Origin of the sequence: Aquibium sp. A9E412 (genome assembly GCF_030398335.1) — a bacterium.
Taxonomy (GTDB): domain Bacteria; phylum Pseudomonadota; class Alphaproteobacteria; order Rhizobiales; family Rhizobiaceae; genus A9E412.
Map to the genome: position 1 here is coordinate 12,943 of NZ_JAOAOP010000036.1, position 24,262 is coordinate 37,204.

29 protein-coding genes are annotated in these 24,262 nt (G+C 73.5%); 2 read left to right on the top strand and 27 right to left on the bottom strand.

Features of this window, described 5'->3' with window-relative positions:
* Positions 1-7: 7 nt before the first annotated feature.
* The 12 genes from N1F89_RS13240 to N1F89_RS13295 form a co-directional block, all read right to left on the bottom strand.
* Positions 8-622, bottom strand: coding sequence for a cysteine hydrolase (locus N1F89_RS13240; protein WP_290084625.1), 615 nt, complete (start codon positions 620-622; stop codon positions 8-10).
* Positions 615-2,678: a hydantoinase/oxoprolinase family protein gene (locus tag N1F89_RS13245; RefSeq protein WP_290084627.1), complete on the bottom strand. Its 2,064-nt coding sequence runs from the start codon at positions 2,676-2,678 to the stop codon at positions 615-617. Before N1F89_RS13245 ends, N1F89_RS13240 begins: the two co-directional genes overlap by 8 nt.
* Entirely contained in the window at positions 2,675-4,414 is a 1,740-nt protein-coding gene (locus N1F89_RS13250) for a hydantoinase B/oxoprolinase family protein (protein WP_290084629.1), read from the bottom strand. The genes N1F89_RS13245 and N1F89_RS13250 overlap by 4 nt, the downstream gene beginning before the upstream one ends.
* Entirely contained in the window at positions 4,411-5,274 is an 864-nt protein-coding gene (locus N1F89_RS13255) for an isocitrate lyase/phosphoenolpyruvate mutase family protein (RefSeq protein WP_290084630.1), read from the bottom strand. The genes N1F89_RS13250 and N1F89_RS13255 overlap by 4 nt, the downstream gene beginning before the upstream one ends.
* The gene (locus N1F89_RS13260) at positions 5,271-5,768 is read right to left on the bottom strand and encodes a 3-isopropylmalate dehydratase (protein ID WP_290084631.1); all 498 of its coding nucleotides are present in this window, start codon (positions 5,766-5,768) and stop codon (positions 5,271-5,273) included. The genes N1F89_RS13255 and N1F89_RS13260 overlap by 4 nt, the downstream gene beginning before the upstream one ends.
* On the bottom strand, positions 5,768-7,045 hold the full coding sequence (locus N1F89_RS13265; RefSeq protein WP_290084634.1) for an aconitase/3-isopropylmalate dehydratase large subunit family protein: 1,278 nt from the start codon (positions 7,043-7,045) through the stop codon (positions 5,768-5,770). Before N1F89_RS13265 ends, N1F89_RS13260 begins: the two co-directional genes overlap by 1 nt.
* A complete protein-coding gene (locus N1F89_RS13270) occupies positions 7,045-7,749 on the bottom strand; it encodes an ABC transporter ATP-binding protein (RefSeq protein ID WP_290084635.1) in 705 nt (234 codons plus the stop codon). Before N1F89_RS13270 ends, N1F89_RS13265 begins: the two co-directional genes overlap by 1 nt.
* Entirely contained in the window at positions 7,742-8,488 is a 747-nt protein-coding gene (locus N1F89_RS13275) for an ABC transporter ATP-binding protein (RefSeq protein WP_290084637.1), read from the bottom strand. Before N1F89_RS13275 ends, N1F89_RS13270 begins: the two co-directional genes overlap by 8 nt.
* Positions 8,481-9,473, bottom strand: a complete 993-nt coding sequence (locus N1F89_RS13280; protein ID WP_290084638.1) for a branched-chain amino acid ABC transporter permease — start codon at positions 9,471-9,473, stop codon at positions 8,481-8,483. Before N1F89_RS13280 ends, N1F89_RS13275 begins: the two co-directional genes overlap by 8 nt.
* A 2-nt stretch (positions 9,474-9,475) precedes the next feature.
* Positions 9,476-10,348: a branched-chain amino acid ABC transporter permease gene (locus N1F89_RS13285; RefSeq protein WP_290084639.1), complete on the bottom strand. Its 873-nt coding sequence runs from the start codon at positions 10,346-10,348 to the stop codon at positions 9,476-9,478.
* Between the two features lie 111 nt (positions 10,349-10,459).
* A complete protein-coding gene (locus tag N1F89_RS13290; RefSeq protein ID WP_290084640.1) occupies positions 10,460-11,692 on the bottom strand; it encodes an ABC transporter substrate-binding protein in 1,233 nt (410 codons plus the stop codon).
* Position 11,693: 1 nt separating this feature from the next.
* Positions 11,694-12,605 carry a GntR family transcriptional regulator gene (locus N1F89_RS13295; protein WP_290084641.1) on the bottom strand — a complete coding sequence of 304 codons (912 nt, stop codon included), beginning with the start codon at positions 12,603-12,605 and terminating at the stop codon, positions 11,694-11,696.
* Positions 12,606-12,684: 79 nt separating this feature from the next.
* On the opposite strand from N1F89_RS13295, the gene N1F89_RS13300 reads away from it, so the two are divergent.
* Positions 12,685-13,257, top strand: coding sequence for a nuclear transport factor 2 family protein (locus N1F89_RS13300; protein WP_290084642.1), 573 nt, complete (start codon positions 12,685-12,687; stop codon positions 13,255-13,257).
* Positions 13,258-13,309: 52 nt separating this feature from the next.
* On the opposite strand, the gene N1F89_RS13305 is transcribed toward N1F89_RS13300, so the two are convergent.
* The 8 genes from N1F89_RS13305 to ureC all read right to left on the bottom strand — a co-directional run bounded on the left by N1F89_RS13305 (position 13,310) and on the right by ureC (position 19,147).
* A complete protein-coding gene (locus N1F89_RS13305) occupies positions 13,310-14,188 on the bottom strand; it encodes a dihydrodipicolinate synthase family protein (protein ID WP_290084643.1) in 879 nt (292 codons plus the stop codon).
* A 95-nt stretch (positions 14,189-14,283) separates the two neighbouring features.
* Complete coding sequence (ureG, locus tag N1F89_RS13310) at positions 14,284-14,898, bottom strand: urease accessory protein UreG (protein WP_290084644.1); 615 nt, start codon at positions 14,896-14,898, stop codon at positions 14,284-14,286.
* A gap of 13 nt (positions 14,899-14,911) precedes the next feature.
* A complete protein-coding gene (locus N1F89_RS13315) occupies positions 14,912-15,565 on the bottom strand; it encodes an urease accessory UreF family protein (protein ID WP_354670327.1) in 654 nt (217 codons plus the stop codon).
* A 22-nt stretch (positions 15,566-15,587) separates the two neighbouring features.
* Positions 15,588-15,869 (bottom strand): YrhK family protein, encoded by a 282-nt coding sequence (locus tag N1F89_RS13320; protein ID WP_290084645.1) that lies wholly within the window; start codon positions 15,867-15,869, stop codon positions 15,588-15,590.
* 59 nt (positions 15,870-15,928) lie between these two features.
* Complete coding sequence (locus N1F89_RS13325; RefSeq protein WP_290084646.1) at positions 15,929-16,441, bottom strand: urease accessory protein UreE; 513 nt, start codon at positions 16,439-16,441, stop codon at positions 15,929-15,931.
* A complete protein-coding gene (locus tag N1F89_RS13330; RefSeq protein ID WP_290084647.1) occupies positions 16,438-17,055 on the bottom strand; it encodes a glutathione S-transferase family protein in 618 nt (205 codons plus the stop codon). Before N1F89_RS13330 ends, N1F89_RS13325 begins: the two co-directional genes overlap by 4 nt.
* Positions 17,056-17,060: 5 nt before the next feature.
* A complete protein-coding gene (locus N1F89_RS13335) occupies positions 17,061-17,357 on the bottom strand; it encodes a putative quinol monooxygenase (protein ID WP_290084648.1) in 297 nt (98 codons plus the stop codon).
* Positions 17,358-17,434: 77 nt separating this feature from the next.
* Positions 17,435-19,147: an urease subunit alpha gene (ureC, locus tag N1F89_RS13340; protein ID WP_290084649.1), complete on the bottom strand. Its 1,713-nt coding sequence runs from the start codon at positions 19,145-19,147 to the stop codon at positions 17,435-17,437.
* A gap of 158 nt (positions 19,148-19,305) precedes the next feature.
* Here ureC and N1F89_RS13345 point away from each other — a divergent pair, with 158 nt between their 5' ends.
* Complete coding sequence (locus N1F89_RS13345; protein WP_290084650.1) at positions 19,306-20,154, top strand: c-type cytochrome; 849 nt, start codon at positions 19,306-19,308, stop codon at positions 20,152-20,154.
* 68 nt (positions 20,155-20,222) lie between these two features.
* Here N1F89_RS13345 and N1F89_RS13350 read toward each other — a convergent pair whose 3' ends face one another.
* From N1F89_RS13350 to N1F89_RS13380, 7 genes are all read right to left on the bottom strand, one after another.
* Positions 20,223-20,627, bottom strand: a complete 405-nt coding sequence (locus N1F89_RS13350) for a hypothetical protein (RefSeq protein ID WP_290084651.1) — start codon at positions 20,625-20,627, stop codon at positions 20,223-20,225.
* Between the two features lie 8 nt (positions 20,628-20,635).
* On the bottom strand, positions 20,636-21,037 hold the full coding sequence (locus tag N1F89_RS13355; RefSeq protein ID WP_290084652.1) for a lysozyme inhibitor LprI family protein: 402 nt from the start codon (positions 21,035-21,037) through the stop codon (positions 20,636-20,638).
* A complete protein-coding gene (locus tag N1F89_RS13360; protein WP_290084653.1) occupies positions 21,037-21,342 on the bottom strand; it encodes an urease subunit beta in 306 nt (101 codons plus the stop codon). Before N1F89_RS13360 ends, N1F89_RS13355 begins: the two co-directional genes overlap by 1 nt.
* Before the next feature lie 113 nt (positions 21,343-21,455).
* The gene (locus N1F89_RS13365; RefSeq protein WP_290084654.1) at positions 21,456-22,028 is read right to left on the bottom strand and encodes a HupE/UreJ family protein; all 573 of its coding nucleotides are present in this window, start codon (positions 22,026-22,028) and stop codon (positions 21,456-21,458) included.
* Between the two features lie 56 nt (positions 22,029-22,084).
* Positions 22,085-22,387, bottom strand: coding sequence for an urease subunit gamma (locus tag N1F89_RS13370; RefSeq protein ID WP_290084655.1), 303 nt, complete (start codon positions 22,385-22,387; stop codon positions 22,085-22,087).
* A gap of 12 nt (positions 22,388-22,399) precedes the next feature.
* Entirely contained in the window at positions 22,400-23,260 is an 861-nt protein-coding gene (locus N1F89_RS13375; RefSeq protein ID WP_290084656.1) for an urease accessory protein UreD, read from the bottom strand.
* Between the two features lie 182 nt (positions 23,261-23,442).
* Positions 23,443-24,262: TSUP family transporter (locus N1F89_RS13380; RefSeq protein WP_290084657.1), on the bottom strand; the 820-nt coding region annotated here is incomplete at its 5' end.

The following is a 24,262-nucleotide window of genomic DNA, read 5'->3' on the forward strand; positions in this document are numbered from 1 at the left end:
GCGCCGCTCACCGCCCGGCCACCATGGCCGCCGCCTCCGCGCAGGTGACGACGCGACCGACCGTCGCGAGATCGGCGATGGCGCGCTCGTGCACCGCCTGGTCGAAGGCCGCGCAGCCGTCGGCCAGCACGAAGGTGGCGAGCTCGCGCACATGCGCGTCGCGCACCGTCGAGGCGACGCCGCCATTGGTGACGATGCCGGCGACCAGCAGCGTGTCGATGCCGGCCTTGCGCAGCAGCCAGTCGAGCCGCGTCATGTAGAAGGCCGAATAGGCCACCTTCTCGACCGTCAGGTCGGCCGGCTGCAGAAGGTCGACGAGCTGGTGCCCCCAGGCGCCGGGCAGGAAGTCGCCCTTGCCGAGGAACGGCCGCATCGCCTTGAGATGCGGCGCGATGAACGGCGCGCCGCCCTTGCCCGGCACCAGGGTGAACTGGGCCGAGATCACCCAGCCGCCGGCCGCGCGCAGCGCGTCGGCGACCGGCCGCACGCGCGCCGGCAGCGCGGCGATCGCCGGCGCGCTGCGGCCGCCGCGCGCATAGGCGCCGTCGGGATGCAGGAAGTCGTTCTGCAGGTCGACGATCAGCAGGCCCGTGCGCGCGGGCTCGAGCGGCCGCTCAGCCATCGCCGGTCTCCCGCGGCCGCACGATCAGGTTGCCGAAGCGGTCGACCGTGCCGACCAGCCCCGGATCGACGAAGATCGTGGTGTCGGCCTGCTCGAGCAGCGCCGGGCCCTCGACCCGCGCGTCGACGGCCAGCGCCAGGCGGTCGTAGACGCCGGCCTCGTGGAAGGCGCCGTCGGCATAGACGCGCCGCGTGCCGGTGCGGCAGGCTTCCGCCGGCCGGCCGTCGAGCGGCGCGAAGACGGCCATGTCGAGGTCGGGCCGCCGGCCGATCACCGCCACCCGGTGGTTCATCACCCGCACCGGGATGCCGTCGAGCAGCCGGCCGTAGGCGGCCCGGTAGGCGTCCTCGAAGGCGGCCATCACCGCCGCGCGCGTCAGCCCGTCCGGCCCGATCGCGATCGGCACGCTCACCGTGTGCGTCTGGCCGAGATACAGCATGTCGAGCTCGTAGATGCGGTCGATGCGCGTGAAGCCGACGCCGGCGCGCGCCAGCAGCGCCTCCGCCGCCTCGGCGACCGCCGCCATGTCGCGGCCGAGCGCGCCGGCGTCGAGCGCGTCGAGCAGCCGGTTGACGGTCTGCACCCGGTCGTGCCGCATGTCGGCGACGACGCAGCCGAGCGCCGAGGTGACGCCGGGAAAGCGCGGCACCAGCGCCGAGCCGAGCCCGACCTCCTTGATCAGCGCGCCGGCGTGCAGCGCGCCGCCGCCGCCGAACGGCATGGCGGCGAAGCGCGCCGGGTCGTGCCCGCGCTCGATGGAGACGAGCCGGATGGCGCCGGCCATGCGGGCGTTGGCGAGCTTGAGGATCGCCTCGGCCGCCTCTTCCACGCCGAGGCCGAGCGGCCCGGCGACGTGCTGCTCGATGGCGCGCCGCGCGGCGGCCGTGTCGAGCCGGTCGAGCTTGCCGCCGATCGGCCGCTCGGCGTTGATGCGGCCGAGCACCAGATTGGCGTCGGTCACCGTCGGCCGCGCGTTGCCGAGCCCGTAGCACACCGGCCCCGGGTCGGAGCCGGCCGATTCGGGGCCGACCTGCAGCAGCCCGCTTTTGTCGACATGGGCGATCGAGCCGCCGCCGGCGCCGATGGTGGTGATCTCGATCATCGGCACGCGCACCACCATGCCGAAGTCGATGGCCGTCTGCGGCGCCAGCGCCGCCGCGCCGCCGGCGACCAGCGACACGTCGAAGGAGGTGCCGCCCATGTCGCAGGTGATGATGTCGTCGAAGCCGGCCGCCCGGGCGATGGCGGTGGCCGCGATGACGCCGGCCGCCGGCCCCGACAGCGCCGTGCGCACCGGATAGCGCTTGGCCGTCTCGACCGTCATCACGCCGCCGTTCGACTGCACGATCAGCACGTCGCCGGCCGCCCCGCGCGTGCCGAGCGCGCCCTCCAGCCGGTCGAGATAGGACGACACCACCGGCTGCAGATAGGCGTTGAGCGCGGCCGTCGACAGCCGCTCGAACTCGCGGATCTCCGGCAGGATCTCGGTCGCCCCGGTGACATAGGCGTTGGGCCACACCGAGCGCACCGCCTCGACGGCGCGCGCCTCGTTGGCATCGTTGGCGTAGCCGTTGATGAAGAACACGCAGACCGCCTCGCAGCCGGCCTCCGCCAGCGCGCCGGCGCAGGCGCGCACCGCCGCTTCGTCGACCGCCTCCAGCACCGTGCCGTCGGCCAGCACGCGCTCGGCCACCTCGCGCCGGTCGGGCCGCTCGACCACCGGCGTGAAGCTGCCGCGCAGGCCCCAGGTCGTCGGCCGGTCGCGGCGGCGCATCTCGAGCACGTCGGCGAAGCCCGCCGTCGTGATGATGCCGGTGCGCGCGCCCTTGCGCTCGAGCAGCGCATTGGTGCCGACCGTCGTGCCGTGCACCACGGTGCCGATCGCCGCGAAGTCGTCGACGCCGGCCGCGATGCCCTCGACGAAGCCGCGCGACTGGTCGCCGCGCGTCGACGGCACCTTGGCGGTCGCCACCCGGCCGGCCCGCTCGTCGAGCACGAAGACGTCGGTGAAGGTGCCGCCGACGTCGACGCCGACCACGAGATGCCTGCCGCTCACTGCGCCGCCTCCGCGCCGCGCAGCGCCGCCGTCGCCGCGCCGTCCACCGTTCCGTCGTCGGCCAGCACCACGCCATAGGCGCTGCGCGCCGCCTCGCGCCCGACATAGCCGAGCCGCACGTCGCGCCGCACCGCCTCGGGATCGCGCGCCGTCGGCGGGCCGTAGCCGCCGCCGCCCGGCGTCTCGAGCCGCACCCGCTGGCCGCGGGAAAGCCGGATGCCGACCATCTTGGAGGCGAGCGGCGGCCGGTGCTCGCCGTCGTCCTGCTGATAGGTGAAGCGGTTGGCCGCCGCCGCTTCGCCGCCGGCGACGCCGGGCGGCGGATGGCGGCCGCGCTCGCCGAACAGGAAGACCTCCGCCGCGCGCTCCATCAGCTCGATCTCGTAGACGGCGCCGAGGCCGCCGCGATAGGTGCCCGGCCCGCCGGAATCCGGCCGCAGTGCCCAGCGCGTGAAGCGCACCGGATAGGCCGCCTCGAGGATCTCGAGCGGCGGGATGGTCGCCGTCGAGATCGGCGCGTTGCCGTGGTTGAGGCCGTCGCCGGCGCCGTGCGCGCCGTGCCCGCCGCCGAAGAAGGAGAACATCACCCAGCGCTGGCCGTCGGCGCGGTGGCCGGCCAGCGACAGCGCGTTGATGGTGCCATAGGCGCAGGCCATGGCGTCGTCCGGCGCGATCTTGGCCACCGCCTGAAAGACGACGTCGATCAGCCGCAGGATCGTCTCGGTGTAGCCGCCGACCGGCTTGGGCGGCCCGACCGACAGCAGCGAGCCCTCGTCGATGCGGAACTCGACCGGCTCCAGCACGCCGGCATTGGCCGGCACCTCGCCGAAGATGTGCTTGAGCGCGACGTAGCAGGCCGCCACCGTGGTGGCGCGCGAGATGTTGACCGGCCCGGCGCAGGCCGGCGAGGAGCGCGAGAAGTCCATCACCATGCGCTCGCCCTCGATCGTCAGGTCGAGCGCGATCTTGAGCGGCGCGTCGACGATGCCGTCATTGTCGAGGAAGTCCTCGGCCGACACCGTGCCGGCCGGCAGCCCGGCGATCTGCGCGCGCATCATGCGCGCGGCGCGCGCCTTGAGCTCGCCCAGCGCGCCGGCGACCGTCGGCGCGCCGTAGTCGTCGATCAGCGCGGCCATGCGCCGCTCGCCGAGCTCGAGCGCGTTGATCTGGCCGTTCAGGTCGCCATAGAGCGACATCGGCAGCCGCGAGTTGGCCGACAGGATGTCGACCACGTCCTGGCGGAAGGTGCCGCGGTCGTAGAGCTTGACCGGCGGGATCAGCATGCCCTCCTGGAAGCTCTCGGTGGCGGCCGGGTTGTAGTTGCCCGGCACGTTGCCGCCGACGTCGTGCCAGTGGCCGACCGAGGCCAGGAAGCAGAACGGCGCGCCGTCGCGGAACACCGGCTTGACCAGCCGGAAGTCGGACAGGTGCGTGCCGCCGGCATAGGGATCGTTGAAGATCCACACGTCGCCCTCGTTGAGGCCGCCGCTCTTCGCCGCCTTGTCGATCACCGCCTTGACGGCGAAGGCCATGACGCCGACGAAGATCGGCAGGCCGGACTTGCCCTGCACCAGCGTCTCGCCGGTCGCCGCGTCGTAGATGCCGTGCGAGGCGTCGTGCGCCTCGGCGATGATCGGGTTGAAGGCGGAGCGGAACAGCGTCGCGTCCATCTCGTCGGCGATCTGCTCCAGCCGTCCCTTGAGGATGGCCAGGGTGACGGGGTCGATGGCGTTCATGACTCGTCCTGGAAGGTCTTGGCGCGGGCCAGCATGGCCGGCGTGCCGATCGCCGCGTTGAGGCCGGCGAAATCGAGCATGCGGTCGCGGAAGCCGGCGTTGGAGCCGGTCGCGACCAGGTTGGCGTAGTAGGCCGAGGCGGTGTGCGCCAGGGCGCGCACGATGCCGCCGGGAAAGATCACCAGCGCGTAGCCGAGCCGCTCGAGCGCGGCGGCGTCGTGCAGCGGCGTGCGCCCGCCCTCCACCATGTTGGCCATCAGCGGCACCCGCCCGGCGAAGCGCCGGGCGATGCCGGCGAGCTGCTCGTCCGACTGCGGCGCCTCGACGAACAGCACGTCGGCGCCCGCCTCGAGATAGGCCTCGGCGCGCTCCAGCGCCGGCTCGTAGCCCTCGACGGCGAGCGCGTCGGTGCGCGCGATGACCAGCGTGTCGGGCGAGGCGCGCGCGCCGCAGGCCGCGCGGATCTTGCCGGCCATCTCGCCGGCGCCGACCAGCGCCTTGCCTTCCAGATGGCCGCAGCGCTTGGGAAACGCCTGGTCCTCGAGCTGCAGGGCGGACGCGCCCATGCGCTCGAACACCCGCGTCGTGCGCTCGACGTTCATCGCGTTGCCGAAGCCGGTGTCGGCGTCGACGATCAGCGGCAGCGCCACGCGGTCGCGGATCAGCGCGATGGTGTCGGCCACCTCGCTCATCGAGACGAGCCCGATGTCGGGTCGGCCGAAGCGGGTGTAGGCGAGCGAGGCGCCCGACAGGTAGACCGCCTCGGCGCCGGCGTCGGCGGCCAGCAGCGCCGTCAGCGCGTCGTAGACGCCCGGCGCCAGCACGATCCTGCCCGATGTCAGCCGTTCGCCGAGCCTCATCGCTGCGCCTCCCGCGCCGCGAAGCGCTTCTTGAGATGCGGCACCAGCCCGCCGTCGGCGAGCAGCGCGCGCAGATTGTCGGCGAGCGGCGCGAGCGCCACCGTCTCGCCCCTGTCGGGCAGCCGGAGCGCGGCCGCCGCGACGTCGAGTTCGGCGCGATCGCCGTCCGCCACCGCGCCGAGATCGGCCGCCGTCATCACCGGCAGGCCGAGATTGATGGCATTGCGGAAGAAGATGCCGGCAAACGAGTGCGCGACGATGCCGGCCACGCCGAGATGGCGCAGCGCCTCGACGGCCTGCTCGCGCGAGGAGCCGGCGCCGAAGTTGCGGCCGGCCACCAGGATGTCGCCCGGCCGCACGGTGCGCGCGAAATCCGGCCGCACGCCCTCCAGGCAGTGCTGCGCCAGCGCCTCCACGCCGCCGGCCATGTAGCGGCCGGGCGCGAGCTGGTCGGTGTCGATGTCGTCGCCGACAAGGAAGACGCGGCCCGCCATCACGCCGCCCCCCGCTCGGCCAGCAGCGCGCGCGGATCGGTGATCCGCCCGGTCACCGCGGCGGCCGCCACCGACAGCGGCGAGGCGAGCCACACCTTGGCGCTCGCCGCGCCCATGCGGCCCTTGAAGTTGCGCGCCGTCGACGAGATGCAGGTGACGTCCTCGCCGAGCCGGTGCGCGCCGTAGCCGGCGCAGATGCCGCAGGCGTTGGGCAGGAGCCGGCCGCCGACCGCCTCGAACACCGCCATGATGCCGTCGGCGGCGGCGCGCTCCTGGTCCTGCCGCGAGGCCGGCGCGACGAGCAGCGCGACGCCGGGCGCCAGCCGCCGGCCGCGCAGGATCGCGGCGGCGGCCGCCAGGTCGTCGTACTTGGCGCCGGTGCACGCGCCGATATAGGCGACGTCGATGGCGGTGTCTGGCGCCTCGCCGACCGGCATGGCGTTGGCCGGCGAGTGCGGCGCGGCGACCTGCGGCGCCAGCGCGGCGGCGTCGAAGACGTGGTGCGCGGCCAGCGCGGCGTCGGCGTCGGTGCGCAGCCCCTGCCAGTCGCCCGGCGTCGCGCCGGCCGTCTCGAGATAGGCCGCGGTCGTCGCGTCGGGCGCGATCAGCCCGGCCTGGGCGCCGAGCTCGGCGGCCATGTTGGACAGCGTCATGCGCTCCTGCATCGACAGCGCGGCGATCGCCGGGCCGGCATACTCGACCGCCTGGTAGCCGCCGCCGTCCATGCCGAGCCTTCCGCACAGCGCCAGCATCATGTCCTTGGCGGTGACGCCCGGCGACAGCCGGTTGCGCCATTCCAGGAGGATGGTGCCGGGCACCTCGAGCCAGATCTCGCCGGTCGCCAGCACGCCGGCCATCTCCGTCGCGCCGACGCCGAACATGTAGGCGCCGAAGGCGCCGCCGGTCGGCGAGTGGCTGTCGCCGCCGACGACCAGCATGCCGGGCGCCAGGTGGCCGCGCTCCGGCAGCACCACGTGGCAGATGCCCTGCCCGTCGTAGAACGACACCCGGCGCTGCTTCGCCCACTGCCGGGTGAGCTCCAGGATGCGCGCGCCCTCGTCGGTGTCGCCGGGCACGAAATGGTCGGAGATCAGCACCACCTTGCGCGCGTCCCACAAGCCGACGCCGAGCGTCTCGAGGATCGGCTGGACGCGGCGCGGCCCGCCCGAATCGTGGATCATGGCGAGGTCGACCTGCGCGGTCACCACCTCGCCCGGCCGCACCCGGTCGCGGCCGGCGGCCCGTGCGATGATCTTCTCGGCCAGCGTCGTCGCCATCATGCCAGTCCCAGATAGGAGCGCTGCAGCTCCGGGTCTTCCATCAGCTCGGCCGGCCTGCCCGACAGCCGGATCTCGCCGTTCTCCATGACGAAGGCGTGGCTGGCGATCTCCATCGACTGCAGCACGTTCTGCTCGACCAGCAGGATCGTCAGCCCGTCGTCGGCCAGCCGGCGGATCAGCGCGAACATCTCCTCGACCAGCAGCGGCGACAGGCCGATCGACGGCTCGTCGAGGATCAGGAGCTCCGGCTCGGCCATCATGCCGCGACCGATCGCCAGCATCTGCTGCTCGCCGCCCGACAGCGTGCCCGCCTTCTGGGCGAAGCGCTCCTTGAGCCGCGGGAAGACGGCGGCGACGCGCTCGATGTTGGCCTCGCGGTTCGGCTTGCCGCGCCGGTAGGCGCCGAGCTCGAGGTTCTCGCGCACGGTGAGATTGGGAAAGATGTGCCGTCCCTCCGGCACGTGGATCAGCCCGCGCGCCACGGTGGCGCGCGCCGGCAGCCCGCCGATCGCCTCGCCGCGAAAGCGGATCGTGCCGCCCCACGGCCGCATCAGCCCGGTGACGACCGACGAGAACGTCGTCTTGCCGACGCCGTTGGAGCCGAGCAGCGCGACGATCTGGCCGGCCGCGATCGACAGGTCGATGCCGCGCAGCACCTCGACGGCGCCGTAGCCGGCGCGCAGTCCGCTGACCTCAAGCATGCGCCTGCTCCCGGCCGCCGACGCGCGCGGCCATGCCCTTGCCGAGATAGGCCTCGATGACGTGCGGGTCGCGCACCACCTCCTGCGGCGCGCCCTCGGCGATCAGCTCGCCCTGGTTGAGCACCCAGGTGTGCTCCGACAGGCTCATCACCGCCTGCATCACGTGCTCGATCAGGAAGATGGTCACGCCGCGGTCGCGGATGGCGCGGATCAGCGGCAGCACGTCGCGGATCTCCGACGGGTTGAGGCCGGCCAGCACCTCGTCGAACAGGATCAGCTTCGGCTCGGTGGCCAGCGCGCGCGCGACCTCGAGCCGCTTGCGCCCGGCCACCGTCAGCGCCGCGGCGTCCATGTCGAGCCGGTCGTCGAGGCCGACGGCGGCGGCCACCTCCTCGGCCTTGGCGAGCGCGGCGCGGCGCGAGCGGATGCGCAGATGCGCGCCGACGGCGATGTTGTCGCGCACCGTCTGGCCGGCGAAGGGCTGCACGATCTGGAAGGTGCGCACCATGCCGCGCCGGGCGATCGCCTCCGGCGGCAGGCCGTCGATCGGCGCGCCGTCGAACACCACGCTGCCGGCGTCCGGCCGGTGGAATCCGGTGATCAGCGCGAACAGCGTCGTCTTGCCGGCGCCGTTCGGCCCGATCAGCGAGGAGATGCGGCCGGCCGGCACGGTGAAGGAGACGTCGCGCGCCGCCTGCACGCCGCCGAAGCGCTTGGAAAGGCCGCGCAGCTCAAGCATTGCGCGCCTCCAGCCGGGCGGCGCGGCGGCGCCGGGCGCGCGGCCCGAGCCCGGCGATCCGCGCGCCGAGGCCGGCCAGCCCGCGCGGCATGAACAGCACCATGACGACGAGCAGCGTGCCGTAGACGGCCAGGCTGATGCCCGGCGCCTCGCCGACCACCTCCTTGGTCAGCTCGGCCACCGCCTGCAGCGCCGCCGCGCCGAGCAGCGGTCCGAAGATGGTGCCCATGCCGCCGATGATCGGCACCAGCAGGCTCTCCACCGAGATCGCCGGGCCGTAGGCGATATAGGGGTCGAGATAGAGGAAGTACTGCGCGTAGAACACGCCGGCCAGGCCCGAGAAGAAGCCCGACAGCGTGATCGCCGCCATCTTGACGCGGAAGGCGTCGACGCCGAGCGCGCGCGCGGCGTCCTCGTTGTCGCGCACGGCCATGAGCTGCGCGCCGAAGCGTGAGTGCCCGATCCACCAGGCGGTGGCGAAGGCGGCCAGCGCCATACCCCAGATCACCCAGAAGAAGCCGGCCTTGTCGACGAACTGGAAGCTCGCCGCGCCGCGCTCGAGCGGGATCAGGATGCCGACGCCGGCCCCGGTGAACCACACCGAGTTGGACAGGATCCTGAGCACCTCGGCGAAGGCCAGCGTGACGAGCGCGAAATAGGAGCCGCGCAGGCCGTAGCGGAAGGTGCAGAAGCCGACGAAGGCGCCGACGCCGGCCGCCAGCAGGCCGCCGGCGGCGAGCCCCAGCCAGGGGTTGAGGCCGAGCTCGACCTGCAGCACCGCCACCGCATAGGCGCCGGTGCCGAAGAAGGCGGCGTGGCCGAAGGAGAACTGGCCGCCATAGCCGCCGAGGATGTTCCACGCCTGGCCGAGCAGCGCGGCGTACAGCGTCATGATGACCAGGTTGAGCCAGTAGTCGGAGGCGATGGCGAACGGCGCCAGCCCGATCAGCGCGAAGGTGACGGCGAGAACGACGAGCGGCCGCATGGTCACACCCGATGCCCGAGCAGGCCGGTCGGCCGGAAGATCAGCACCAGGATGAAGATCAGGAAGATGCCGATCTGGCCGAGGCTCTCGCCGAGGAACAGCCCGCCGAGCGCCTCGACGACGCCGATGATGAGGCCGCCGATCAGCGCCCCGGTGAACGAGCCCATGCCGCCGAGCACGACGATGGTGAAGGCGATCAGCACGAAGCCGTGGCCGACCTGCGGGCTGACATAGTAGCTCGGCATCAACAGGCAGGCGGCGATGCCCAGGCAGGCGATGCCGAGGCCGAAGCTCATGGCGAAGATGTGGTCGGTGTCGATGCCGACCAGCGCCGCGCCCTTGCGCTCCTTGGCCAGCGCGCGGATGGCGCGGCCGAGATCGGTGCGCGTCATGATCAGCCACATCAGCGCCGCGGTGAGCAGCGCGCCGGCGAAGGCGATCACCTTGGTGAGCGGCAGGAAGGCGCCGAGCACCTCGACGGTGGAGAAGGAATAGGGCGTGTCGACGATCCGCGTGTCGGAGCGGAAGAAGTAGAGCGCCAGGTTCTCGATGACGATCGACAGGCCGAGCGTGACGAGCAGGATGTTCTCGTCGCGGCCGTGGCTCGCCTTGCCGATGATGCCGCGCTGCAGCGCGTAACCGATGGCGAACATCGCCGGCGGCACGATGAGCAGCGCCACATAGGGGTCGACGCCGGCGAAGGCGTTGAGCCCGTAGACGCCGTACAGACCGACCATCAGCAGCGCGCCGTGCGCGAAGTTGATGATGTGCAGCACGCCGTAGATCAGCGTCAGGCCGAGCGCCACCAGCGCGTAGAGCGCGCCGGTGGTCAGGCCGTTGAGCACCGAAGGCAGCACGATGTCGAGATTGACCATGGCGTCGTCCGTTCCCGCGGGGCCGCTGCGGCCGGGCAGCGGCTAAGCCGCCCGGCCGGCGAGGGTGAAGCGGGCGAGCGCCGTTCCGCGCTCGCCCGACAGGCCGAGCGGCTAGCGCGTCATCGGGAAGACGGCCTCGGCGGAGGCGAACTGGTCGGGGTAGATCACCTCGATGACGCCGTCGAGCACCTGCGTGTTGACCGGCTGGGCGCCCTGGTTCTGGCCGTTCTCGATCTTCGTCGGGCCGTACGGCATGCCGTGGTCGTCCCAGGTGGATTCGGCCAGCGCCGCGTTGACCGCCGCCTTGTCGAGCGAGCCGGCGCGCTCGATGGCGTCGGCCAGGAAGGCGACGGCGTTGTAGGCCAAAAACACCTCGTAGGTGTAGTAGAGCCCCTTGTCCTCGGCCGCCTTCTTGCGCTGCAGCGCCACCTCCGAGTTCGGGTCGAACCAGTGGTTGCAGTCCATGATCATGTCGGCGGCCTCGGGGAACTCCGCGACGAACTGGTAGTTCGACGCCGCGCCGCCGAGCACCGAGTAGATGCCCTTGGCCGAGACCTGCTGCTGGCGCATGGTGCGCGCGAGCAGCACGTACTCGTTGTAGTAGTTGGCCGGAATGATGAGGTCCGGCGCGTTCGACTTGATCTGCAGCACGATGTTGGTGAAGTCGCGCGTCGGGTTGGCGTGCTTGATGGTGTCGACCACCTCGATGCCGATCTGCGGAAGCTGCGCATTGAGCAGGTTGGCGGTGCCGGTGCCGAACAGCGATTCCTCGTGGATGATCATCGCCGTCTTGGCCGGCGAGCCGGCGTTCTTGTTGATCGTGTCGAGGTTGGCGACCGCGAACTCGGCGATCTTGCCGTAGCCGGGGCTGAAGCGGAAGGTGTTCTCCAGGCCGCGCTTGGTGATCTCGTCCGACACGCCGACGTCGACGACATGCGGCGTGTTGGTCTTGGCCGCCTCCTGCGAGGTGGCCAGCGAGATCGACGAGGCGTAGCCGGCGACGATGCCGTGGATGCCGGCCTCGGCCATCTTGGCCACCTCGGCCGCGCCGACCTCCGGCTTGCCCTGGCTGTCGCCGAGCACCGCCTCGAGCTGCGCGCCGCCGAGCGACTGGATGCCGCCGCGCGCGTTGATGTCGGCGATCGCCATCAGCGCCCCCTCGCGGCACTGGTTGCCGGAAAAGGCGATGAAGCCGCTGACCGGGTGGATCAGCCCGATCTTCACGCTCTCCGTCTGCGCCCGCAGCACGGCGGGAAAGCCGGTGATGCCGGCGCCCAGCGCCGCGCCGCCTGCGGCCAGGAATGCGCGGCGGTCGAGGCCGCCCTTGTTCGCCTGTCTCGTCATGTCAAACCTCCGCTTGTGGGCCGTCCTGCGGCCGTTGTTCCCCGGTTCTGGTTGTCGTTTTTCGCCGCTTGCCGGCCGGGGCCGGCGACGGCGTGTGGGCATCCCATCGCATGCCGTCCTTGCCGCGCACGCGCGACATCGTCATCTCGAAGCGGTAGAGGTCGGGACGGTAGAGCACGCGGATGTACTCGACCGGGCGCGCCTCGCTGTCGCGCACCACGCGGCGCAGCTCGATCAGCGGCGCGCCGGCGTGGATGGCGAGCGCGCGCGCCACGTCGGCGTCGGCGATCGTCGCCGAGATCGTCTGCCGCGCCGAGGCGACGGCCACGCCCGCCCGCTCCAGCAGGTGCAGCAGCGGCACCCGGTCGAGGTCCTCGGCGTCGTAGTGGCGGCCGATCGGCTCCGGCACGAAGGTGACGAGATAGGACATCGGCTCGCCGTCGAGCGTGCGCACGCGCACCGCGCGCTGCACCGGGTCGGCCGGCGCCAGCCCGAGCGCCTCGCCGACGTCGTTGCCGGCCGGCCGGTAGTCGAACTCCAGCACCCGCGCCTCGGTGGCGATGCCCATCAGCGAGACGTTCTCGAGCCAGCCCTCGATCGAGGCGGTGACCGCCGGCGCCGGCGGCCGCTTGACGACGCGCGTGCCGCGGCCGCGCTCGCGCACCACCAGCCCCGCCTCGGCGAGCTCGTTGAGCGCCCGCTTGGCGGTGATGCGCGAGACGGCGAACTCCTCGCACAGCTCCTGCTCGCCGGGCACGTGGTCGCCCGGCGACAGCGCGCCGGAATAGATGCGGTTGCGCAGGATGACGAAGATCTGGTGGTAGAGCGGCACGCGCATCGAGGCGTCGAGCACGCCGCCGCGCCGCGCCGCGTCGCCGGCCTCCGCCTCGAGCCTGGTCCGCTCCGACCCCATGCACCACCTCCCGTTTGCGCCTAATGATATGTCGTTATACCATTATGTCAATGAGGCTGCCGCAACCGGGAGGAAGGTGATGCCCGTCATCCGTGTGACGCTGATCGAAGGCTACGAGGACGCGACGCTGCAGCGGCTCGCCGCGCGGCTGACCGACGCCGTCGGCGCCACCATCGCCGCGCCGCTCGACGGCATCACCGTGGCCATCGAGGAGGTGCGGCCGGCCGGCTACATGCGCGGCCGCAGGCCGCGCACGCCGGGCGCCCCGGCGGCCGGCCCGGCCGAGACCGTGCGCGCCTTTCTCGACGCCGTGCAGGCGCGCGACCTCGACGCCGCGCGCGCATGGCTGGCCGACGGCTTCGTCATGACCTTTCCCGGCGGCCACCGCTTCACCGCGCTTGAAGAGCTGGTCGCCTGGAGCAGGAGCCGCTACCGCTTCGTGCGCAAGAGCTACGAGCGCATCGAGGAGAGCGTCGGCGCGGCCGGCCCCGTCGTCTTCTGCCAGGGAACGCTGGCCGGCGAATGGCCCGACGGCACGCCGTTCGACGGCATCCGCTTCATCGACCGCTTCGCCCTCGTCGACGGCCGGCTCGCCGAGCAGCAGGTCTGGAACGACATGGCCGAGCACCGCCCCGCCCCGGCCGCCGCCTGACGGCCGGCAGACCGGCCCTTCCGCCCCTCACCCGGCCCGCGCGCGGCACGGCTCAGGCGGCGGCGATCTCCAGCCCGTCGAGCGCGCGGGCTTCGCCCGCGGCGAGCGGCATCAGCGGCGGCAGCACGCGGGCGAAGGCCGCGTCGCCGTGCAGCCGGCCGACCAGGTGCTTGACCGCCGGGATCAGCGGCTGCGCGGCGATCGCCGCGCGCGCCGCCTCCGCCCGGCGCAGCAGATCGGCGTTGCCGCGGTCGGCCCACAGCCGCGCCACCAGCGGCGCCGTCACCGACACGGTGGCCGAGATGCAGCCGGCATAGCCGTCGCGGTCGGCCGCGGCGAGCGCGGTCTCGCTGCTGGGAAACACCTTGAAGCCGTCGATGCGGGCGAGCGCAGCGGTATAGGCGAGATCGCCGGAGCTGTCCTTGGCGCCGGCGATGCGGCCGGGAAAGGCCTTCGCCAGCCGTTCGGCCAGCGCCGGCGCGAAGGCGATGCCGGTCATCTGCGGGAAGTTGTAGAGGTAGAGCGGGATCGCCGTCTCGGCCGTCGCCTCGACCAGCCCGGCGAACCAGGCGAACAGGCCGTCGTCCGACACCCCCTTGTAGTAGTAGGGCGGCAGCACCAGTGCGGCGGCGAAGCCGAGCGCGCCGGCAAGCCGCGTCAGCGCCGCCGTCGTCGGCAGGTCCGGCGTGCCGGTGCCGACCATCAGCCGCCGCGTGTCGAGCGCGCCGGCCGCCGCGCGCATCACCGCGCCGCGCTGACCGGCCGACAGCGAGTTCGCCTCGCCCGTGGTGCCGAGCACGTTGAGCGCGTCGCAGCCATGGCCGAGCGCCCAGGCCGCGTGCCGGCAGAAGCGCTCCGTGTCCGGCTCGCCGGCCGCCGTCACCGGCGTCGGCACCGCCGCCACCACGCCGCCAAGTCCGTCCTGCGTCATGTCGTCTCCTCGTCCTGCGCCGGCCCGATCGTCCCACAGGCCGGCCGGTCGCGATAGCCCCGCCGCGTCTGCCGCCGCGTCGCCGTGCCGCGCGCTCACAGCCCGCCGTTCTCGGCCAGGAAGGCGACGACGCGGTCGACGCCGGCGCCGCGCCGCATGTCGGTGAAGACGTAGGGCCGCCCGTCGCGCACCCGCGCGGCGTCGCGCTCCATCGCCGCCAGATCGGCGCCGACATGCGGCGCCAGATCGGTCTTGTTGACGATCAGCAGGTCGGAGCGCGCGATCGCCGGTCCGCCCTTGCGCGGGATGTCGTCGCCCTGGCACACCGAGATGACGTAGAGCGACAGGTCGGCGAGATCGGGCGAGAAGGTGGCGGCGAGATTGTCGCCGCCCGACTCGATGAAGATCACGTCGAGGTCGCCGTGCCGGCCGACCAGCTCCTCCACCGCGCGCAGGTTGATCGAGGCGTCCTCGCGGATCGCCGTGTGCGGGCAGCCGCCGGTCTCCACCCCGATCACCCGGTCGCCGGGCAGCACCTGCATGCGCATCAGCGCCTCGGCGTCCTCGCGGGTGTAGATGTCGTTGGTGATGACGGCGACCGAGCGCGTCGCCGCCAGCGCGCGGCAGAGCTGCGCCGTCAGCGTCGTCTTGCCGGCGCCGACCGGCCCGCCGATGCCGACCCGAAGGGGTCCGTTTGCCGTGTGCCTCATCGCCGCGTCTCCCTCACGACAGGAACAGCCGCGGCGCCAGCGTCTCGTGGCGCATGGCGGCGATCTCGGCCAGCATGGCGGCCGATCCGAGGTCGTCCGGCGTCGCCGCGGCGGCCTGCGCGGCGGCGGCCGCGACCGCCGGCCCGAGTGCCGCGAGCAGCCGGGCCGCACCTGCCTGCCCGGTCACCGACAGGCGGATCGCCGCCTGAAGCTGCGCCGACACGAAGGCCTGCAGGAAGCCGGCCAGCGCGTCCGGCAGCGCCACGCCGGCCGCGCCGCAGGCCGCGCCGAGCGCCACCGGCAGGGCGGTCTCGCGGCGGCACGGCGGCCGGCCGGCGAACCAGGCGCCCGCCGCGTCGTGGAAGCTCGCCCCCTGCGCCAGCGTCTCTGCGTGCCGCTCGGCCGATCCGGCGAGCGCGGCGGCGAGCCCGGCCAGCCGGTCGAGCGCCGCCCGATCGTCCGCCGCGCGCCAGGCCGCCGCCAGCAGGATCGCGTCGTTGCGCGGCGCGCCGTGGCCGAGCAGCGTCGCCAGCCAGGCGCCGAGCGTCGCCTCGTCGTTGGGCATGCCGTCGGCCACCGCCGCCTCCAGCCCGCCGCTGTAGGCGAAGCCGCCGGTCGGAAAGGCCGGCGACAGCCACGCCATCAGCGGCAGCAGCCCCGGCCTCACCGAAGGCACCCCGCGGCCGCGCTCATGCGCCGGCCCGCCGGGCCAGGTCGTCGGTGTCGCCGATCGCCGCGTAGTGCAGCTCGCGCGCCAGGCGCAGCGTCGGCTTGACCGCGAACAAGGCCGAGCCGAACACGAAGCACCAGATCGCCGGCGTCTCCAGCGACTGGTAGAAGAACAGCACCGAGCCGACGAGGAACAGCATCGCGGCGGCGAAGTCGGCCAGCGTGTAGGCGATCTCGTAGGCCGCGTAGAGCGTCTTGTGACGCGGCGACAGCGTGCGGTTCTCGGGGGCGAACAAGCTCATGCGATGCCTCGTTCCGTTTGCTTGCGGTTGCGTCGGGCACGCCGGCCGCACGGCGCCTGTCAGCCGCCGTGCGCCGGGCTGCCGTCGCCGGCGTGCCGGTGGTCATGGTCGTGGTCGTGCGCGTGCCGGGCGGCGCCGGCATGCGCGTGGTAGGCGCCGCGCGCCGGCTCGAACGGCGCCTCGAGCGCCGCCACGCCGGCACCCAGCCCCTCCAGCATGGCGCGCACGACGTGATCGTCGATGACGCGGATGTGCGTCTCGGCGATCTCGGCCGCCAGATGGCGGTTGCCGATGTGCCAGGCGAGCTCGACGAGATGGCGCCGGTCGCGGCCGGTCACCTGCAGCAGCGGCTCCGCGGCCGCCGCCACCGCGACACGGGTCCCGTCCTCCAGCACCAGCCGGTCGCCGGCGCGCAGCGTCGTCGTCTCGGCGAGGTCGACCAGCACGCGGCCGCCGCCCTCCAGCGTCAGCGCCTTGCGCCGGAGGCGCCGCTCGTCGTGGCGCAGCACCACCCGGCCGGCGGCCGCCGGCATCGCCGGCGCGTCCCGCTCGACCGCGCCCGCCCGTCTCATGCCGCCGCCTCGCGGGCGAGCGCGCGGGCGAGCGCCGGCCGCGCCAGCAGCCGGTCGAAATAGGCGTTCACCGCCTCGGATTCGACGGCGAACCGGGCGCCGCGCGCCCAGCGCCCGCAATGGCCGAGCACCACGTCGGCGGCGCTGAAGCGCGCGCCCAGCGCATAGGGTCCGTCGCCGAGCCGCGCCTCGAGCGCCCGCACCTCGCGGGCGAACTCGGCCGCCGTCCACGCCGCCACGTCGAGGCGCTCGGCCTCGGCAAGCAGGAAGCGGTGCTTGAGCTTGGTCCACAGCGGCGCCTCGAACTCGGCCTGCGCGAAGCACAGCCAGGCGGTGAGCGCGGCCCGCTCGGCCGCGTCGGCCGGCGCGAAGCCGGCCTCCGGGTGGCGCTCGGCGAGATAGCTGCAGATGGCCGCCGAATCGGTCAGCACCAGCGCGCCGTCGACCAGCGCTGGCGCCTTGCCGGTCGGGTTGTGGCGCCGCATCTCGGCGCTGTGCGGCTTGGCCGGCACGATGGCGTAGGGCTGGCCGAGCTCCTCCAGCATCCAGGTGACGCGGGTGACGCGCGAGCCGGGCGCGCCGACGGCGATGTAGCGGGGCTGTGTCTCGGCCATCGGTCTCAGAAGGTCTCCACCTTGTCGGCATGGATCACGTCGATGCGGCGCTCCACCAGATGCGGCGCGCTCGCCGCCCGCCAGGCCGCCAGATGCGGCGTCCTGGCATGCGCCGACAGCGCCTCGCGCGTCGTCCAGGCTTCGACGAAGACGAGCCGCTGCTCGTCCTCCAGGCTGACATGCAGGTCGTAGCCGAGGCAGCCCGCCTCCGCCCGCGTCGCCGCCACGCAGGCGGCGGCCGGCGCGCGCAGCGCGGCGAGCGATCCCGGCTTGATGGTGAGCGTCGCGACGACGTAGATCATGCCCGGCTGTCCTCCTGTGCCGCACCTGCCCTCTTTTGCACCAACCGCGGGGCGCGGAAAAGCGGCGCCATCGCGGTTCAGAACAGGAAGTAGCGCTGCGCCATGGCGAGCTCGCGCGCCGGTTCGCAGGTGATCAGCTTGCCGTCGGCGCGCACCTCGTAGGTTTCCGGGTCGACCTCGATGACCGGCGTGACGTCGTTGAGCCGCATCGCCGCCTTGCCGATGCCCGCGCGCGTGTCGCCGACCGGCACCAGCGCCTTGGCGGTGCCGAGATGCGCGGCGAGCCCCGCCTGGTGCGCGGCGCGCGACACGAAGGTGACCGACGCGGCGGCGAGCGCCCCGCCGCAGGCGGCGAACATCGGCCGGTAGTGCACCGGCTGCGGCGTCGGGATCGAGGCGTTGGGATCGCCCATCGGCGCGGCCGCGATCATGCCGCCGAGCAGCACCAGGTCCGGCTTGACGCCGAAGAAGGCCGGGTTCCACAAGACCAGGTCGGCGCGCTTGCCGACCTCGACGGAGCCGATCTCGCCGGCCATGCCGTGCGCGATCGCCGGGTTGATCGTGTACTTGGCGATGTAGCGGCGCACCCGCATGTTGTCGTTGTCGCCGGTCTCCTCGGCGAGCCGGCCGCGCTGCCGCTTCATCTTGTCGGCGGTCTGCCAGGTGCGGATGACGACCTCGCCGACGCGGCCCATCGCCTGGCTGTCGGAGGCGATGACGGAGAAGGCGCCGAGGTCGTGCAGGATGTCCTCCGCCGCGATCGTCTCCTTGCGGATGCGGCTTTCGGCAAAGGCGATGTCCTCGGCGATCGTCGGGTCGAGATGGTGGCACACCATCAGCATGTCGAGATGCTCGGCCACCGTGTTGACCGTGTAGGGCCGCGTCGGATTGGTCGACGACGGGATGACGTTGGCGAGCCCGCACAGCTTGATGATGTCGGGCGCGTGGCCGCCGCCCGCGCCTTCGGTGTGGTAGGCGTGGATGGTGCGCCCGGCGATCGCCGCGATGGTCGATTCCACGAAGCCCGATTCGTTCAGCGTGTCGCTGTGGATCATCACCTGCACGTCGTGCCGGTCGGCGGTCTCGAGGCAGGCGTCGATCGCCGCCGGCGTCGTGCCCCAGTCCTCGTGCAGCTTGAGCGCCGCCGCGCCGGCCAGCACCATCTCGTCGAGCGCGCCGGTGAGCGCGGCGTTGCCCTTGCCGGCGAAGGCGAGGTTCATCGGCAGGCCGTCGGCCGCCTGGATCATGCGGTGCAGGTGCCAGGGGCCCGGCGTGCAGGTGGTCGCCAGCGTGCCGTGCGCCGGCCCGGTGCCGCCGCCCAGCATGGTGGTGACGCCCGACATCAGCGCCTCGTCGACCTGCTGCGGACAGATGAAGTGGACGTGCGCGTCGAAGCCGCCGGCCGTCAGGATGCGCCCCTCGCCGGCGATCACCTCGGTGCCCGGCCCCACGACGACGTCGACGGCCGGCTGGGTGTCGGGATTGCCCGCCTTGCCGATCGCCGCGATGCGCCCGTCGCGCAGCCCGACATCGGCCTTGTAGATGCCGCTGTGGTCGACGATCAGCGCGTTGGTGACGACCGTGTCGACGGCGCCTTCGGCGCGGCTTCTCTGCGACTGGCCCATGCCGTCGCGGATCACCTTGCCGCCGCCGAACTTCACCTCCTCGCCGGGCACGGCGAAGTCCGTCTCCACCTCGATGACGAGCTCGGTGTCGGCCAGCCGCACGCGGTCGCCGACGGTCGGTCCGTACATGCCGGCATAGGCGGCGCGCGACAGGGTGGCAGGCATCAGCTCCGGCTCCTTCCGGCGCACGCGCCGTTTGACAAAATGTCGCACCCGGCTATCGTGCCGCCGGGTCGGCCCTGCCGGGGGTGGCAGGTGCGGCTCGAACCGGCCGGACGGCGCATTGGCGCCGGGCCCGCCGGCCATATGGGGGACACAGGACAATGACCACACTGCGGATTGCCGCCGCGCTCGCCGGTTTCGGCATGCTCGCGGCCGGTGCGGCCTCGGCCGAACCGTCGCTCGCGCGCGGCGAATACATCGTGCGCGGGCCCGGCGCCTGCGGCAACTGCCACACGCCGATGGGGCCGGAGGGACCGGTGATGCAGCAGGAGCTCGGCGGCCGGCTGGTCGAGAAGAACCCGCAGTTCACCGCCTATGCGCCGAACATCACGCCCGGCTCGCGCGTCGCCGACTGGACCGACGCCGAGCTCGCCCGCGCCATCCGCGAGGGCATCCGGCCGGACGGCTCGCTGATCGGTCCGCCGATGCCGTTCCACTTCTACCGCCAGTTGTCCGACGACGACCTGGCCTCGATCGTCGCCTTCCTGCGCACCGTGCCGGCGGTCGACAACACGGTGCCGGACTCGAGCTATTCGATGCCGCTGCCGCCGGCCTACGGCCCGCCGGTCGACAGCGTCGCCGCCGTGCCCGCCGGCGTGACGGTGGACTATGGCGAATACCTCGCCGGACCGATCGCCCACTGCATGGAGTGCCACACCCCGATGGGGCCGCAGGGGCCGATGGTCGACAGCGCGCTCGGCCAGGGCGGCTTCGAGTTCCACGGACCGTGGGGCGTCAGCGTCGCGCCCAACCTGACGAGCCACGCCGACGGGCTGGCCGGCTACAGCGACGCCGAGCTGACCGCGATGATCACCCGCGGCGAGCGCCCCGACGGCAGCCGCATGAACCCGCCGATGCCCTATGCGCACTACGCCGCGATGACCGAGGACGACCTGGCCGCCGTCATCCTGTACCTGCGCGCGCTGCCGCCGCTGCCCGACGCCGAATAGGCCGCCCGGCCAGGGCCGCGCCGGCGCGGTCGGCGCGGCCGAAACCCGGAATGCCGGCTGCCGGCCGCTCATCCGTCGTCTCCGCTCTGCCACCAGCGCGCCGAGCGGTAGGCGGCGGGCACCGTGTCGGGCGCGCCGAGCGGATCGTCGACGCCGAGCGCCTCGAGCGCCTCGAACCAGCGCGCGCGCAGGCTCTGCGGCAGCCGCGCGCCGCAGAACGGGCAGTGATCGATGACGACGCTGCTCGCGCCGCCGTCATGCACGATCAGCCCGTATTCGTTGAACGCGGGGCTGTAGGAGATCAGCATGTCGGGACAGGCGAAGGCGTCGTCGGCATGCGCCGCGCAGTCGTTGCTCAGCGCCGCGCGCATCGCCGCGCAGCAGTGCGGTCCGGGTGCGGCGTCGAAGCTCGCCGGCGGACCGGCCGGGTCCATCCACAGCACGCGGCGGCCGGGAAACAGGCGCTGCGACATCGCCCCTCTCAGTACGCCTCGACGAGGAGCAGCAGCTCCTCGGTGCGCTGGCGCGTCAGCCGCGCCTTGCAGGTCGCCACGATCAGCGGCTCCATCGTGCCGCCGCGGAACTGGAAGCCCTCCGCCGTGCAGTGGCCGTCGCGGTAGCCGATCCAGGCGCGCTGTGCGGCGAGCAGGGCCTCCGGCCAGCCGCGCAGCGCCTCCGGCAGGTCGGCGTCGCGGGCCGCGACCGCCTCGCGCACCTTGCTCCAGGCGACGTTGAGCGCCCGGTCGGCGCGCTCGAAGTCGCGCGCCGCGCAGAAATTCATGCCCTGCTGCGGCAGGTTGCCGGGGTCGTCGCAGTTCCAGTCCTGCGGCTGTGCGGCGGCGGTTGCGGCCAGCAGCGCGGCGGCGGCGAGAAGCGCGCGCATCACAGCGCCCCCATCACGGCCTTGCGGAAACCGTAGACGCGGCGCGCGCCGGCATAGGGCACCAGCACCACGTCGCGGCTCTGGCCGGGCTCGAAGCGCACCGCCGTGCCGGCGGGGATGTCGAGCCGGAAGCCGCGCGCCGCCTGGCGGTCGAAGGCGAGCGCCGGGTTGACCTCGTGGAAATGGTAGTGGCTGCCGACCTGCACGGGCCGGTCGCCGGTGTTGGCGACGGTCAGCCGCCGCGTCTCGCGCCCCGCGTTGAGCGTGATGTCGCCGGGCTGCGTCAGGATCTCGCCGGGAATCATCGTGCCCTCCCAAAAAGCGTTTGCAGGCGAAGTGGAAACCGGTTCGCCGTCCGGAAACGCGTCGAAACGATACCTTGGATCCGATCTGCGGTTCCGCGAAAAGCAGATCGCATCTAGCCGGCCGCCAGCACGACGCCGGCCAGCGCCGTCGCGCCGCCGGCAAGCCGCAGCGGCAGCGGCCCGAAGCGGCCGGCGACCGCCGCGCCGCAGACGAGGCCGGCGGCATGCAGCAGCGCCGTCGCGGCGAGGAAGCCGAGGCCGAACCCGGCCGCGTCCGCGTGGCCGAGCTCGGCGCCGTGCGCGGCACCGTGGAACAGCGCGAAGAAGCCGGCGAGCGCCGCACCGGCGGCCAGCGGCAGCCGCGCGGCACCGGCGACCAGCAGGCCGAGCGCCACCAGCGAGGCGAGGATCGCCGGCTCGACCATCGGCAGCGCCAGGCCGGCGAGCGCCGCGCCGAAACCGGCCGCCATCAGCGCCAGGAAGGCCGCCGGCAGGACCCACACGGCGCGGCCGCCGGCGAGCGCCGCCCACAGGCCGACGGCGAGCATCGCCAGCACGTGGTCGGCGCCGGACAGCGGATGCGCGAAGCCGCTCGCCAGCGCGCCGCCCGCGACCGTGCCCGTGTGGGCGGCGGCCGGCGCGACGGCGGCAAGCAGCAGCAGTGCCGTGGCTGCCGATTTTTGCATGGAAGCTGTCCTCCTCCGGGGTCTCGTGGCGCCGCGGCCGGGTTCCGGCCGGGCCGTCATCGGATCGGCTCGTGCACGGTGACGAGCTTGGTGCCGTCGGGAAAGGTCGCCTCGACCTGCACGTCGCGGATCATCTCGGCCACCCCCTCCATCACCTGCTCGCGGCCGATCACCCGGGCGCCGGCCTCCATCAGCTCGGCGACCGGGCGGCCGTCGCGCGCGCCCTCCATCACGAAGTCGCAGATCAGCGCCACCGCCTCGGGATGGTTGAGCCGGACGCCGCGCTCCAGCCGGCGGCGCGCCACAATGGCGGCCATCGAGATCAGCAGCTTGTCCTTCTCGCGCGGGGTGAGATGCATGCCCGTCCTTCGTCACAATGCCCACATTCGCGGCACGCCTGCCTCACCGGCGAGCAGCCGCATCAGCGGAACCAGCCCGCGCCGCAGCGCATGGCCGTCCTGCGCCGTCAGCCGTGCAAGAAGCTTGCCAGTCGGTCCGACCCGCCAGGCCGACACGCCGCCGGCGAGGCCCGGCACGGCGCGTTCGGCATCGTGCACCAGCGCCCGCGCGGCGTCGAGGTCGGCCGCCGCCTGCGGCGCGACGCGCAGCACGGTGGCGAGCGCGGTCCGTCCGGCCGCCACCGCCTGGCGGTCGAGCAGCGCCTGCGGCGCGCCGTCGAGGCGGACCGCCTCGACATGCAGCGGCACGCCGGCGCAGGCGACGTCCCAGCGGTCGCGGAAGGCGCCGGCGGCGACCGTCTCGCCGCGCGCGGCGCGGCCGAACAGGGTCGCCTCGACGATCAGCAGCTCGGCGTCCGGCGCCATCTCGGCCGAGAGCCGCCGGTCGAGCCGGCTGCCGTCGAACAGGATCGTCTCCTGCGGCAGCCAGCACAGCCGCGCCCCCGGCCCGAGCGCCAGCCGGCTGGTCACCCGGGCGCTGTCGCCGAGCGAGCGGTAGACCTTCTCGCAGGCCTGGCTGGTGACGGTGAGCGCGCTGCCGGCGGCCGCCTCGACCGACCAGCACAGCCGGTCGCCGCCGGTCAGCCCGCCGGCGGTGTTGATCAGCACCGCCTCGAGGTCGCGCCGGCCGAGCGGCCGCGGCAGGCGGATCTTCTGCGCGCCCTCCTGGTAGAGGCCGGCAAGGCGGGTGCGCCCGTCGGCGCGGCGCACCGCCAGGCGGCCCTGCCCGCTGCTGCGCTGCAATCTCGCCCCGGCGGGCGGCGGACCGTGCATGGCGCTCCCCGTTGGCGCCGTGCCGCCGGCGCCCGGTCAGGCTATCGCGTTTCCCGGCGGAGTGGAAACCCGTTCGCCGTTCGGGAAAACCCGCCGAGACGACAAGCTGGCGCCGATCTGCGATGGCGTGAACGGCAGATCGGCCCTGGCCGGCTTTCGCGGCCGGCGGCAAGCCGCCGCCGTCAGCCGGCGGCGAAGTACCAGGCCGACAGCGCCAGCCCGACCGCCACCACCAGGCCGCGCAGCAGCCGCGCCGGCACGCGCCGCGCCAGCCGGGCGCCGCCATAGCCGCCGGCCGCCGCCCCGGCCATCACCACGATCGTCTGCGGCCAGGCGACCGCCCCGGCGGCGACGAACACCGCCACCGAGACCGTCGTCACCACGGTGGCGATCAGGTTCTTCTGGGCGTTCGCCTGCTGCAGGTCGGCGACGCCGACGATGGCGAGCGCGGCCATCAGCAGCACGCCGAGCCCGGCGCCGAAATAGCCGCCATAGACGCAGAAGACGAAGACCACGGCGAGGCCGCCCGCCCCGCCCTGCCCGCCGAGGCGGGCCGCCGCGCGGCCGAGCGCCGGGCCGGCGGCGAACAGCGCGGTGGCGGCCAGAAGCAGCCACGGCACCAGCCCGGCGAACACCGCCGCCCCGGCCCACAACAGCAGCGCCGCCCCGGCCAGCCCGCCGAGCGCGGCAACGGCGCCGCGCCGCAGCGCCACGCGGCCGGCCGCCGCGAGCTCGGCCCGGTAGGCCGCCACCGCCGCGGCATGGCCCGGATAGATCGCCACCGCGTTGGAGACGTTGGCCGTCAGCGGATCGAGCCCCGCCGCGATCAACGCCGGAAAGGTGAAGAAGGTGCCGCCGCCGGCGATCGCGTTGACGGCGCCGCCGAGCGCGCCCGCCGCCGCCAGAAGCACCGCCGCGCCCGGGTCCATCGCCGCGTCCCTCCCCTTGCCGCGCCCTGCCGCGCCCGCCGCTACGGCGTGTGCCGCCGGCGTCCGTGTCGTG